This is a genomic window from Alcanivorax sp. IL2 (assembly GCF_047495475.1).
GTDB lineage: Bacteria > Pseudomonadota > Gammaproteobacteria > Pseudomonadales > Alcanivoracaceae > Alcanivorax.
On the sequence record NZ_CP179932.1, the window covers coordinates 3,356,266 to 3,369,246 of the forward strand.

Below are 12,981 nucleotides of genomic sequence, written 5' to 3' on the forward strand. Positions count from 1 at the left end.
AGTCAGTTGGTTTGCCAGTAACGGATGCCGACCTGATCCAGCAATTCCACCATCTGTTCCAGCGGCAGGCCGACTACCCCACTGTAACTGCCCGTCAACGAGGCCACCAGCGCCGCGCCCAGTCCCTGAATCCCATAGCCACCGGCCTTGTCAGCGCCTTCACCGGTGTCCACATAAGCCTGCAGCTGCGACTCATCAAGATGACGGAATTGCACTCGGGTAATGGCGTGCCGCACCTCCAGCTGCCCGCGGTGCAACAAGGCCAGCGCAGAGATGACCTGATGCTCCCCCCCGTTGAGGCTCTTCAGCATGGCCAGCGCCTGTTGCCTATCCACCGGCTTGCCCAGTATCTCGTCACCCAGCACCACCGCAGTATCAGCCCCAAGCACAGCACCAACCGGCTGGCCATGGGCTGCCACCGCACCGGCCTGGGCCTTCTCCCGGGCCATGCGACAGACATACTCCAGGGGCGGCTCCTGCGGCAACGGGGTTTCATCGATATCCGGAGCGGGCAGCACGGAAAAGGGGACAGCAATCTGCCGTAGCAGCTCTGCCCGACGTGGCGAACTTGAGGCGAGGTAAAGAATCATAGGATCAATTAATAATTAATAGTTAATAGTTAATAATGAATAATTGACGTCACCAGAACGCGACTCCAAAGCTGTCTGTTTGCTTCCGTGCCTGATTCGCGTCGTTATTAATTATTCACTATTAATTATTAATTGGTGTTTATCGTACTAGAAAACGCAGCTGCACCCAGCGCAATAGCGCACAGACCGGACGCCAGAGCACTGCGCTGGTCAGGGAAGCATAAAGAATGGTGTAAGGCGGATACAGGGTACGACCCACAGATTCCTGCACCAGAAATGCCAGCAGGCTGACGGTTCCCACCAGCAGGAATACCACGGCACACTGCTGCAGCGAGGTGAATACCCGCATGCGTTTATAGGCCGCCAGCATCACAAAGGCGCCCAACGCATAGGCCAGACCCCATTGTCCCAGCGTGGTACCCACCAGCACATCGTGATACAGGCCAACGAAGAAGCCCCACAGCACACCGATGCGGCTGGGCAATTCCAGCACCCAGTAAACCAGCACCAGCAGCATCCACTCCGGGCGCACCCAGTTGACGCTGTCCGGTAACGGCACCACTTCCAGCAACGCGGCGATCAGCAAGGTGACGATAATGACACCGGTGCCGGCGGGACGATCATGCATCATTGGCGGCCTCCGGGTCGGGTACCGGAATCAGGGGTTTCTCAGTGGGCTGCACCAGCAGCACATGACTGGCACGGTCTACCCGGGCAGTGGGCCGGGCGGTTATTTCCGCGAAAGGCGCACCGGACTGGTGACGCACGCTGGTAACCGTCGCCACGGGATAGCCGCGCGGATAACGCTGGCCCAAGCCCGTGCTCACTAACAGATCGCCCTCGCGGATGTCCGCCGTATCCGGCACGTAGAGCAGCTTGAGCCCATCGGACTGACCGGTGCCGGCGAGAACCGCACGCACGCCGTTGCGATTCACCTGTACGCTCATGGCGTGGCTGGCATCGGTGACCAGCAGCACCCGGGCGCTGAGCGGCCCCGCATCCACCACCTGACCGATCAGGCCCTGGGCATCCAGCACCGCCTGCCCCCGGGAAACCTGATCGCCCCTGCCCTTGTTGATGACCAGCTCCTGGCGGTTAGGATCCGGATCCACGCCGATGATCTCGGCCACCAGCACATTGGCATCCAGGTCCGCCGAGGAGTTGAGCAACTCACGCAGACGCACGTTTTCCGCTTCCAGCACCGCCAGGCGCTGAACCTTCTGTTCCAGAATCAGGGCCTGGCGCTGCAGGCGCCGGTTTTCATCCATCAGGGAACCGCGGCTCTGTGTCTGCTCGGACAGCCACTCACTGGAGTCCACCGGCAGGTGGGCCAGATAATGGATGGGAGCAGTAAGATAGCCGAGCACATGCCGCACGGGCGTAGCCCAAGGGGTGCGCTGGTCCAGCACCATCATGATAATGGCCAGAACCAGCGCAATCAGCAGTCGGTAGGTAGGATTGGCCGGGGCAGCCATGGGCGATTACCCCATGGCCAGCATATCGAAACCCTGGCTGTCCATCAGCTCCAGCGCCTTGCCGCCACCACGGGCCACACAGGTCAGCGGATCATCGGCAACGATCACCGGCAGGCCGGTTTCTTCGCTGATCAGCCGGTCGATATCACGCAGCAGTGCACCGCCACCGGTAATCACAAGACCACGCTCGGCGATGTCGGAGGCCAGTTCCGGCGGGGAGGCTTCCAGTGCGTTTTTCACCGCATTGACGATGGCCGCCAGCGGCTCTTTCAACGCTTCCAGGATTTCCTCGGAGTTCAGGGTGAAGCTGCGCGGCACCCCTTCAGCCAGGTTACGGCCGCGCACGTCGATCTCGCGGATCTCGGAACCGGGGTAAGCGGTACCGATTTCATGCTTGATACGCTCGGCGGTGGATTCACCGATCAGCGAGCCGTATTCCTTGCGCACGAAAGCCACAATCGCTTCGTCGAAACGGTCGCCACCGATACGCACGGACTCGGAATAGACCACGCCGTTCAGGGAAATCAGGGCAATCTCGGTGGTACCCCCACCGATATCCACCACCATGGAACCGCGTGCTTCCTCTACCGGCAGGCCGGCACCAATGGCAGCAGCCATGGGCTCTTCAATCAGATAGACATCACGGGCCCCGGCGCCGTAGGCGGAATCCTGAATGGCACGGCGCTCCACCTGGGTGGATTTGCAGGGCACACAGACCAGCACCCGCGGTGCCGGCGGGAAGAAGCCGGTATCGTGGACCTTCTTGATAAAGTACTGGAGCATCTTCTCGGTGACATCAAAGTCAGCGATCACCCCGTCCTTCATGGGTCGAATGGCAGTAATGTTGCCGGGGGTACGGCCCAGCATACGCTTGGCGTCGGCCCCCACGGCAGCGACACTCTTCTGGGCACCATGGTGCCGAATGGCCACCACGGACGGCTCGTCCAGTACGATGCCGCGGCCACGTACATAAATAAGGGTGTTGGCGGTCCCCAAATCGATGGACAAATCGGTGGAGAACATCCCCCGAATACGCTTGATCATGGACATCTCTGGCGTGTTTCCTGAAATTTTCGCGAAAAAACGACACCGGGCGGGAAAAAACCGGGCATCTCACAAGATGGCGCAACTCTAGCAACGGCAGGGGCATTGGGCAAGCTGACACTACGGCTTTTACGCTGGTGGGCAGTGGCCCCGGACAGGCGGTCTATGGTACTTTTTCCGCCTTTCCAGACCCGCATTAGCTTATCTCTGCCCGCCGCAGAGAATCCCAACGGAGAGAATCATGGCCATTGATTCCAAGGTGGTAGCCCAGGTGGCCCATCTGGCGCGCCTGAAAGTGGATGAGGCAGACAGCGCCGCCCTGTCCGACCGTCTCAATGACATTCTTGCCATGGTGGACCAACTACAGCAGGCCGATGTGGCCGATGTGGCGCCCATGGCCCACCCTCTGGACGTGACCCAGCCCCTGCGTGAAGACGAAGTCAGCGAGCCCAACGTGCGCGACAAGGCACTGGACATCGCCCCCGCTGCCGAAGACGGCTGTTTCCTGGTTCCCCGGGTGATTGAGTAAACAGGTGATGAGCAACGCCATGCACAACAAGACACTGACAGAACTCAAAGCCGGTCTGACTGCCGGGGACTTCTCCTCCCGGGAGCTCACCGAGCATTTCCTGGCCCGCATTCAGCAGCACGACGGCGAGCTGAACAGCTTTATTACCGTGACCGCCGAACAGGCCCTGGCCCAGGCGGATGCAGCCGATACTGCCCTCGCGGCTGGCAATGGCGGCCTGCTCACCGGCCTGCCGATCGCCCACAAGGACATCTTCTGCACCGAGGGCGTGCGCACCAGCTGCGGCTCGAAGATGCTGGATTCCTTTATTGCCCCCTACACCGCCACCGTGGTGGAAAAGATGGCCGCCGAAGGCGCGGTAATGCTGGGCAAGACCAACATGGACGAGTTCGCCATGGGCTCCTCCAACGAAACCAGCTACTACGGCCCGGTGAAGAACCCCTGGAATCTGGAACGGGTGCCCGGCGGCTCCTCCGGCGGTGCGGCGGCCTGTCTGGGCGCCCGTCTGGCCCCTGGCGCTACTGGCACTGACACCGGCGGCTCCATCCGCCAGCCAGCGGCCCTGAACAACATCACCGGCCTCAAGCCCACCTACGGCCGCGTGTCCCGCTGGGGCATGATCGCCTTCGCCTCCAGCCTGGATCAGGCCGGGCCCATGGCCCAGAGCGCCGAGGACTGTGCCCTGATGCTGCAGGCCATGGCCGGTCACGACCATCGTGACTCCACCAGCCTCAATGAAAAAGTGGATGACTATCTGGGCACCCTGAACAACGACATCAGTGGCCTGACCATCGGCATCCCGGAAGAGTTTTTCCCGGACACCCTGGATGGCGCCATCGCCGACAACAGCCACGCCGCGATTCGCGAACTGGAAAAACTGGGCGCCAAGGTCGTCTCTGTATCACTGCCCAGCATCAAGCTGTCAGTACCGGCCTATTACGTGATCGCCCCGGCAGAAGCCAGCTCCAATTTGAGCCGCTTCGACGGCGTGCGTTTCGGCCACCGCTGTGACGACCCGAAAGATCTGGAAGACCTGTACAAACGCTCCCGCTCCGAAGGGTTCGGTGATGAAGTGAAGCGCCGTATTCTGGTCGGTGCTTACGCCCTGTCCGCCGGTTACTACGACGCTTACTACCGTCGCGCCCAGCAGGTCCGTCGCTTGATCCGTGATGACTTCGCACGCGCCTTCGAAAAAGTGGACGTGTTGATGGGCCCAACCGCCCCCGAAACCGCCTTCAAACTGGGCGCCAAAAAAGACGATCCGGTGAGCATGTACATGGCCGACGTCTTTACCATCGGCGTTAACCTGGCGGGCCTGCCGGCGTTGTCCATGCCCACCGGCTTTATCAACGGCCTGCCTACCGGCACCCAGGTGATCGGTAACTATTTTCGGGAAGGGCAAATCCTCAACGTGGCGCACAAATATCAACAGGCCACCGACTGGCATAAACAGGCACCCGTGTTTGGAGGTGACCAATGAGTTGGGAAGTCGTGATTGGTCTGGAAATTCATGTCCAGCTCAATACCGTCAGCAAATTGTTTTCCGGCAGCAAACTGTCCACCGGCGCCGAGCCGAATACCCAGGCATCCTTGGTAGACCTGGGCATGCCCGGCACCCTGCCGGTGGTGAACAAGGAAGCGGTGCGCAAAGCCGCGCTGTTCGGCCTGGCCATCAATGCAGATATCTGCCGTCACAGTGTGTTTGAACGAAAAAATTATTTTTATCCGGATCTTCCGAAAGGGTATCAAACCACCCAGCTCGCCGAACCTATCGTTGGTGCCGGTGAGGTAGAAATTCAGCTGGAAAGCGGCGAGAAAAAAACCGTGCGCATTCATCATGCGCATCTGGAAGAAGACGCCGGCAAGTCTTTACATGAAGACTTCCATGGCATGACCGGCATCGACCTGAACCGGGCCGGCACGCCACTGATTGAAGTGGTCACCGAACCGGATATGTCCAACGCGGAAGAAGCCGTGGCCTTTGCCCGCAAACTGCATGCGATTGTGACTTCCATCGGTATCTGTGATGGCGACATGTCCCAGGGCAACATGCGTTTTGATGTAAACGTGTCTATCCGCAAGCCCGGCGATGAACTGGGCACTCGCACCGAAACCAAAAACCTCAACTCTTTCCGCTTCATGGAAAAAGCCATTGCCCTGGAAGTGGAACGACAGATCGATGTGCTCGAAGACGGCGGCAAAATCGTGCAGGAGACGCGTCTCTATAATGGCGACACGCACACCGCCCGCTCCATGCGCAGCAAGGAAGACGCCAACGACTACCGCTACTTCCCCTGCCCGGATCTGCTGCCGGTAGCCATTACCGACGCCGATCTCGAGGAACTGAAAGCCGCCATGCCGGAACTGCCCAATGCACGCAAGGCACGTTTCATGGACGACTATCAGTTGTCCGAGTACGACGCCGATTTGCTGTCCGGCTCGGTCGCTACCGCCACCTTCTTTGAAGCGGTTAGCAAAGCGGGCGGCGACGCCAAGCTGGCAGCCAACTGGGTGATGGGTGAAATGGCCGCCAGGTTGAACGCGGAAGAAAAAGCGATCAGCGACAGCCCGGTCTCCGCTGAACAACTGGGCCAGCTGATCGCCCGTCTCAAGGACGGCACCATCAGTTCCAAAATTGCCAAGCAGGTATTCGAAGCCTGCTGGGCCGGCGAAGGTGACCCGGATGCCATCATTGAAGCCAAGGGCCTCAAGCAGATGAGCGACAGCGGCGAGCTGGAAAAAATCGTCGATGACATCATCGCCAACAACGCCCCCCAGGTTGAGGATTACCGCAACTCTGACGACGCCAAGAAAAAGAAAAAAATCGGTTTCTTTGTTGGCCAGGCAATGAAGGCAACACAGGGCAAAGCAAACCCGCAGCAATTGAACCAGTTATTGCAGAAAAAACTGCAATAACGCATCACTCCCACACGCTCCACGCATCACGCTTTTGGCGTGCTGGCGTGGAGCATGCGGCGTACCAGCCAGCCGGAGGCTATATGACCACCACCTTCCAGAACCGCGTTACCCTGGAAAAGAAAAATGACATTGCTTATGTCACTTTGAGCCGCGCCGACAAATACAACGGCCTGGATTTCGCCATGATGGAAGGGCTGCTGGAAGCTGCCAAAGCCGTACGCAAAGACAAAAGCCTGCGCGTGGTCATTATGCAGGGCGAAGGCAAGGCATTTTGTGCCGGGCTGGATTTCGGCACGGTGATGAAACAACCGCTGAAATTACTGAAAGGTTTTACCAAATACGGCATCAAGAAAACCAACCTGTTTCAGGAAGTCTGCTGGTGCTGGCGCGAACTCCCCATTCCGGTGATCACGGTACTGCATGGTTACTGCTACGGCGGCGGCATGCAGATCGCCCTGGCGGCGGATTTCCGTATCAGCACCCCGGACTGCGAAATGTCGATCATGGAAATCAAGTGGGGGCTGATCCCGGACATGACCGGCAGTGTCACCCTGCGCGAACTGGTTCCCATGGATGTGGCCAAGGAATTGACCATGACCGGCCGACTGTTCAAGGGCGACGAAGCCAAGGCCCTTAACCTGGTGACCCGGGTTGCCGACGACCCACTGGCAGAAGCCGAGCAACTGGCCGAGGCCATCAAGACCCGCTCCCCGGATGGCATCAGCGCCGCCAAGAGTCTGTTCCAGCAGACCTGGAATGTACCGGAAGCCCAGGCCTTCGATACCGAAAGCAAACTGCAGTTCAAGCTGCTGCGCGGCAAGAATTATCGTCGTGCCCTGCAGGCGGGCCAGAAAAAGGAAAAGCCGCAATTCGGCCCCCGCGAACGGGACTACTGAGGTAATGACGACAGGGTGCACATCACACAGCGACTTGCACCCTGGCCACGCAACAAAACCATCACCCCCTGCAACTGCCAACTCACCCCTGTTTCGTAGCCGCTTCTTACGGCATACTCAGGCAAAAATCTGAGTTTGTTGAGGCACAGCATGATTTCCGTGGCCGAAGCCAGCGGCGGCTTTTCCGCCCTAACCCGCATGTACAAACGTCTGGTCGATGAATTTATCGGGCAGCTCCCGCTGCAACCCCAGTCATTCCCTCTGGCCCCCACCGAGGATGCCTTCCAGCAAGGCATGTGTGCCGACACCACCTATGTGGTGAAAGGCGGCATGCTGGGCATGCGCTGCCAGACACGCAAGCTGTTTACCTGGGACGAGGGGGACATGATTCTCCCGGACGCGGGCAGCGACGAGGTCACCTACTACGCAGAGAGCGCGGTGTTACTGGCCGCCTACCCCACCGTAAAACTGGTGGAAGCTGCCCTGGCCGATGAACAACTGGCGCGGCTGTGGACACGCATCCTCACCATCCAGCAAGCCATGCTGCTACGCCTGCTGGCGGCCTACGTGCCGGAAGAAAGCCATACCACCCCGGGCTTTGCCTATTTCGAACCCGGCGACGTGATCATCCGTCAGGGAGAACCGGCGGATTATGTCTTCAGCCTGTTCGAAGGTCAGGCGGATGTGCTGGTGGACGATGTGGTCGTGGGCCATGTCAGTGAAGGCGAAGTGCTCGGCGCCATCGCCCTGCTTACCCACTCCCCGCGCAGCGCCACGGTGAGGGCAAAACGCCGCTGCTCCGTGGTCAAGGTGCCCAAGCATCAATTCAAGGACCTGATCCGCACCAACCCGGGCATGATCCACAGCCTGCTTACCGACATGGCACGGCAGGTCACCGATCTGAATAATCAGGTGGTCCAGCTGTCCGCCTGAGCCTGTGAGGCCCTATATTGTCCCTCCCGGAAAAGGGGCCTATATTGGAAGGACAGAGGTTGGCCCGCACAACTTCTCGCAAGGCCGACCTTCTCGTCCTCAGCCAGGGAGGTCCCGATCATGCGCCATATTCTCTCCATCGCCATCATTATCTGCCTGCTGATTCTGGTGGCAGTCTATTTCCTGTCTGACTCCCAGCCCGAGATCACCCAGCCCGGCTTTACGCTGGAGCCAGAGCAGCAAACCGTTACCACACCGCAATCCCCTTCCAGCCGCCAGGATGATCCCGGTGAAACGTCACCACCCGCCGAGTAATGATCCCGGCTCTCTGGCAGACACAGACTGCATAGGGAGGATCCGCAAACGGAACGAGGGACGAGAAGTGAAGAGCAGAAAACGGCTATAGCCGAGAGCCTTGCCCTTCAAGACTTGCATCTACCAATACAAGCCAGGCCCTGCGGTTATGGCCGGGAACAGACCGGACAGGCCGGATCTTTATGAAAGCGCATTTCCCGCCAGGACAGGGTTCGGCCGTCAAACAACCGCAGGCTGGCGGGCAGAGGCTTGCCCTGCAGCACCTGTATGGCAGCCAGTGCCTGCAGGGTGCCGATGGTACCCACCACCGGGCCGACGATACCCGCCTGGCTGCAGGCCAGATCGCCGTCAGTGCCATCGCCATAGACGCAGGCGTAGCAAGCGCTGTCCGGCTGGCGCAGATCGAACACCGCCAGTTGTCCGTCCATGCGGATGGCGGCGCCGCTGACCAGCGGCGCCCGGTGAATCACACAGGCCTGATTGATACGCTGACGCGTGGCGAAATTATCCGTGCAGTCCAGCACCACACTGGCCGCTGCCACCTCCCGATCCAGCCAGTCTGCGTCGACCCGCAGGGTATGTGCCTGTACCGACACCTCCGGGTTCAGCGCCAGCAATTGCGCCTTCAGGGCCTCGGCCTTGTGCTGGCCCACATCGGCGCCCCGAAAGGCCACCTGCCGATGCAGGTTACTCAACTCCACCGCGTCATCGTCTGCCAGCACCAGCTCGCCGACTCCCGCACCGGCCAGGTACAAGGTCGCCGGGCTGGCCAGCCCGCCACAGCCCACCACCAACACCCTCGCTCCCGCCAGGGCTTCCTGCCCGGCCAGGTCAAAGTCCTCCACCATCAACTGGCGGCTGTAGCGAAGTAGCTGGTCGTCGTTAAGCATCGTCATCTCGCTGGCACGCAAAGGCCCTAGCATTCCATGGTGCAGTTCGCTGCGCTCAGTGCACCCTACTGATTCGGTGTTCGGGGTTTTTCGCTGTTAACTATTAACTGTTAACTGCCCCACCGTCACCCGCTCATTCCCCCCCAAATCCCGCTCTGTACGCACCGCGTCAAAACCACCCGCCACCATCAAGGTACGCACCTCAGCCCCCTGCTGGTAACCATGTTCCAGCAGCAACCAGCCGCCGACAACCAGCCGGGAGGACGACTGAGTGATGATGGTGGCCAGGTCCGCCAGGCCCCGCTGATCTGCCACTAACGCAGAACGTGGCTCGAAGCGCACATCGCCTTGTTCAAGGTGATGATCCGTCGGGTCGATATAGGGCGGGTTGCTGACGATCAGGTCGAACAGACCCTCGCAACCCTGCAGCCAGTTGCCCTGTTGCAAGGTCACCCGGGCAGACAAGTCACGGGCATTGCGCTGGGCCACCGACAGGGCCTCGGCACTCAGATCGACCAGGGTCACCTGCCACTGGGGGCGCTCCAGCGCCAGAGACAGGCCAATGGCACCGGTACCGGTGCCTAGGTCCACGACCCGGGCGGGGCCGGCGGGGCCCAGCTGCAATGCCAGCTCCACCAGGGTTTCCGTGTCCGGGCGGGGAATCAGGGTATCGGCGGTAACGGTGAAAAGACGGCCAAAGAATTCACGCTCGCCGGTCAGGTGCGCCACGGGCTCACCCTGTTCGCGGCGCGCCAGCAGGGCCAGAAATCGCTGTTGCTGCTGCGCATCCAACTCCCTTTCCGGCCAGGTGAACAGATAACTGCGCGGCCGCACCAGCACATGGCACAACAGCACCTGGGCATCCAGGCTCGCACTGGGGGACGCGGCAAGCCGTTCACGGGCCTGGCGCAGGGCCGCATCAATGCGCATCTCAGCTGTCGCCCAGGGTCGCCAACAGATCCGCCTGGTGTTCGGACATCAGCGCACCCAGCAGTTCATCCAGGTCCCCTTCCATGATTTCACCAAGCCGGTAAAGCGTCAGGTTGATGCGATGATCGCTCACCCGGCCCTGGGGATAATTGTAGGTGCGAATGCGCTCGGAACGGTCACCGGAGCCGACCAGGGATTTACGCTCTGCCGCCTGCTCCGCATGGGCGGCATTCTGCTGGGCATCATACAGTTTGGCGCTGAGCAGGCTCATGGCCTTGGCCTTGTTCTTGTGCTGGCTACGCTCATCCTGGCATTCCACCACCACACCGGTGGGCAGGTGAGTAATTCGCACCGCGGAGTCGGTGGTGTTCACGTGCTGCCCCCCGGCACCGGAGGAACGGTAGGTATCAATACGCAGATCTTCGGTACGAATCTGGATATCACCGAGATCTTCGGCTTCCGCCATGATCGCAACCGTACAGGCAGAGGTATGAATACGCCCCTGGGATTCCGTCGCCGGCACCCGCTGCACCCGATGGGCACCGGATTCAAATTTGAAGCGCGAATAGACACCATCACCGATGACCCGTGCGATCACTTCCTTGTAGCCGCCATGTTCGCCTTCGCTGGCACTGACCAGCTCGACTTTCCAGCCATTCTGCTCGGCATATTTGCTGTACATGCGGAACAGATCACCGGCAAAAATCGCCGCCTCATCACCGCCGGTGCCGGCGCGCACTTCCAGAAACACATTGGCGCCATCGCGGGGATCCTTGGGCAACATCAGTTTCTGCAACTCGTCGGCCAGTGCATCCATCTTCGTCGTCGCGTCACGGGCCTCTTCCTGCCCCATTTCACGCATCTCAGGATCACTGTCATCCTGCATTGCCCTGGCAGCGTCCAGGTTGGCAGCGACTTTCAGGTAATTCTGATAACACTTCACCACCGGATCGATTTCCGAATATTCCCGGGACAGGTCCCGAAACTTTTTCTGGTTGCCAATAATCTCCGGGTCCGACAACAGGCCGGACAATTCTTCAAAACGGTCGGCGAGCTTTTCCAGCTTGCCTTGCAAAGACGCTTTCATAAGACCCTCAGAGGGATTTATTTCGGTTCGGACGAGGTGTCCGGGTCGTCAAGCAGCAACTCGCGGGCCAGCAGCAATGATTCTGCCCGGCCCTCCGCCGCCAGCTTGCGCAGGGTCACGCTGGGCGTATGCAGCCACTTGTTGACCAGGGAATGCTGAAACTTGCGCAGCACCTGTTCCGGGTCTGCGCCATTGTTCAACTGCTGAAGCGCTTTCTCCAGCTCGCTCTCGGCCAGGCTGGTGCGCTGCTGGCGATACTCTCGCAGCACACTCACCGCATCCTGCTCTCGACGCTGGCGACGGTGGCGAACGATGGCATCACCAATCAGCTCGGCAGCCTCCTGGGCGGCCTGCTGTCGGGCGCGAACATTTTCCTGAATCGCTTCCTGCAGATGATCCACCGTGTACAGATAGACATCATCCAGGTCACCCACCTCGGGCTCGATATCGCGAGGCACGGCGATATCGACCATGAACATGGGTTTGTGACGACGTTTTTTCAGGGCGCGCTCGACCATCCCCTTGCCCAAAATAGGCAGGGGCGCCGCGGTACAGGAAATCAGGATATCCGCCCGCTCCAGGGCCACCGGCAACTCTTCCAGGCTGATGCCGCGACCGCCGACACTGGCGGCCAGCTCCGCAGCCCGCTGCTGGGTACGATTGGCGATGGTGATTTCGCTGACCTGTTGCTCATTGAGGTGGCGCGCCACCAGCTCGATCATCTCCCCGGCGCCAATCAACAAGGCGCGGCTCTTTTTCAGATCGGCAAAGATATGGCGAGCAAAAGACACCGCGGCATAGGCCACGGATACCGGGTTGGCGCCGATACCGGTTTCGGTACGGATGCGTTTGGCCACCGAGAACACTTCCTGGAACAGCCGCGACAACTCGCCATTCAACAACCCCGCCTCATGGGCACGGGCATAGGCTTCACGCATCTGGCCCAGAATCTGCGGCTCGCCCAGGACCAGCGAATCCAGGCCGCCGGCCACTCGCATCATGTGCTCCAGGGCCTGCTCGCCCTGATGCTGGTAGAGTACGGACACCAGTTTGTCCACCGGCAGGTGGCGGCTTTGCGCCAGCCAGGCAGCAAAATCCGGCACTGTCTCGTCAACCAGACAATACAGTTCGGTGCGGTTACAGGTGGATAGCAGAGCCGCTTCGCGCACCCCGGGCATGTCTCGCAAGCTGGCCAGCGCCGCTTCCGCCTGCTGCGTGGAGAACGCCAGACGTTCACGCAACTCCACATCCGCGGTGGTGTGATTTACGCCAACAGCGACTAGATTCATAGACTCTCGTGCCCGCAGCAGACCCGGGCCACTTTCCTCACCGGTTTACACACGTGTTGGCGGCGCATGGAACTCTCTGTCCGC

The 12,981-nt window shown here is 60.2% G+C and carries 14 protein-coding genes; 6 read left to right on the forward strand and 8 right to left on the reverse strand.

The features are described 5' to 3' along the window. Nucleotides 1-2: 2 nt before the first annotated feature. The 4 genes from ACMG4N_RS15440 to ACMG4N_RS15455 form a co-directional block, all read right to left on the reverse strand. Nucleotides 3-590, reverse strand: coding sequence for a Maf family protein (locus tag ACMG4N_RS15440; protein ID WP_414432323.1), 588 nt, complete (start codon nucleotides 588-590; stop codon nucleotides 3-5). A 139-nt stretch (nucleotides 591-729) separates the two neighbouring features. Beyond that, on the reverse strand, nucleotides 730-1,221 hold the full coding sequence (gene mreD, locus ACMG4N_RS15445; protein WP_297767242.1) for a rod shape-determining protein MreD: 492 nt from the start codon (nucleotides 1,219-1,221) through the stop codon (nucleotides 730-732). Further along, nucleotides 1,211-2,065, reverse strand: a complete 855-nt coding sequence (mreC, locus tag ACMG4N_RS15450) for a rod shape-determining protein MreC (protein WP_297767244.1) — start codon at nucleotides 2,063-2,065, stop codon at nucleotides 1,211-1,213. The genes mreD and mreC overlap by 11 nt, the downstream gene beginning before the upstream one ends. 6 nt (nucleotides 2,066-2,071) lie before the next feature. Next, nucleotides 2,072-3,109 (reverse strand): rod shape-determining protein, encoded by a 1,038-nt coding sequence (locus tag ACMG4N_RS15455; RefSeq protein ID WP_035248243.1) that lies wholly within the window; start codon nucleotides 3,107-3,109, stop codon nucleotides 2,072-2,074. A gap of 241 nt (nucleotides 3,110-3,350) precedes the next feature. Between ACMG4N_RS15455 and gatC the strand changes: the two genes are divergently transcribed. The 6 genes from gatC (at nucleotide 3,351) to ACMG4N_RS15485 (ending at nucleotide 8,701) form a co-directional block, all read left to right on the forward strand. Continuing rightward, a complete protein-coding gene (gene gatC / locus ACMG4N_RS15460) occupies nucleotides 3,351-3,638 on the forward strand; it encodes an Asp-tRNA(Asn)/Glu-tRNA(Gln) amidotransferase subunit GatC (RefSeq protein WP_290537603.1) in 288 nt (95 codons plus the stop codon). 19 nt (nucleotides 3,639-3,657) lie between these two features. Further along, complete coding sequence (gene gatA / locus ACMG4N_RS15465; protein WP_414432326.1) at nucleotides 3,658-5,118, forward strand: Asp-tRNA(Asn)/Glu-tRNA(Gln) amidotransferase subunit GatA; 1,461 nt, start codon at nucleotides 3,658-3,660, stop codon at nucleotides 5,116-5,118. Continuing rightward, nucleotides 5,115-6,554 (forward strand): Asp-tRNA(Asn)/Glu-tRNA(Gln) amidotransferase subunit GatB, encoded by a 1,440-nt coding sequence (gene gatB, locus ACMG4N_RS15470; RefSeq protein WP_414432327.1) that lies wholly within the window; start codon nucleotides 5,115-5,117, stop codon nucleotides 6,552-6,554. Before gatA ends, gatB begins: the two co-directional genes overlap by 4 nt. A gap of 83 nt (nucleotides 6,555-6,637) precedes the next feature. Continuing rightward, entirely contained in the window at nucleotides 6,638-7,453 is an 816-nt protein-coding gene (locus tag ACMG4N_RS15475) for a crotonase/enoyl-CoA hydratase family protein (RefSeq protein WP_414432329.1), read from the forward strand. Between the two features lie 150 nt (nucleotides 7,454-7,603). Further along, complete coding sequence (locus tag ACMG4N_RS15480) at nucleotides 7,604-8,386, forward strand: cyclic nucleotide-binding domain-containing protein (protein WP_414432330.1); 783 nt, start codon at nucleotides 7,604-7,606, stop codon at nucleotides 8,384-8,386. A 120-nt stretch (nucleotides 8,387-8,506) separates the two neighbouring features. Beyond that, nucleotides 8,507-8,701 (forward strand): hypothetical protein, encoded by a 195-nt coding sequence (locus ACMG4N_RS15485; protein ID WP_297767256.1) that lies wholly within the window; start codon nucleotides 8,507-8,509, stop codon nucleotides 8,699-8,701. A gap of 146 nt (nucleotides 8,702-8,847) precedes the next feature. Here the strand turns inward: ACMG4N_RS15485 and ACMG4N_RS15490 are convergent, their stop codons facing one another. From ACMG4N_RS15490 to hemA, 4 genes are all read right to left on the reverse strand, one after another. Then, nucleotides 8,848-9,591, reverse strand: coding sequence for a HesA/MoeB/ThiF family protein (locus ACMG4N_RS15490; protein WP_414432331.1), 744 nt, complete (start codon nucleotides 9,589-9,591; stop codon nucleotides 8,848-8,850). A 96-nt stretch (nucleotides 9,592-9,687) separates the two neighbouring features. Continuing rightward, nucleotides 9,688-10,521 carry a peptide chain release factor N(5)-glutamine methyltransferase gene (gene prmC / locus ACMG4N_RS15495; RefSeq protein WP_414432333.1) on the reverse strand — a complete coding sequence of 278 codons (834 nt, stop codon included), beginning with the start codon at nucleotides 10,519-10,521 and terminating at the stop codon, nucleotides 9,688-9,690. 1 nt (nucleotide 10,522) lies between these two features. Then, nucleotides 10,523-11,608 carry a peptide chain release factor 1 gene (gene prfA / locus ACMG4N_RS15500; RefSeq protein WP_414432335.1) on the reverse strand — a complete coding sequence of 362 codons (1,086 nt, stop codon included), beginning with the start codon at nucleotides 11,606-11,608 and terminating at the stop codon, nucleotides 10,523-10,525. A 17-nt stretch (nucleotides 11,609-11,625) separates the two neighbouring features. Beyond that, the gene (hemA, locus tag ACMG4N_RS15505) at nucleotides 11,626-12,897 is read right to left on the reverse strand and encodes a glutamyl-tRNA reductase (protein WP_414432336.1); all 1,272 of its coding nucleotides are present in this window, start codon (nucleotides 12,895-12,897) and stop codon (nucleotides 11,626-11,628) included. Nucleotides 12,898-12,981: the final 84 nt, after the last annotated feature.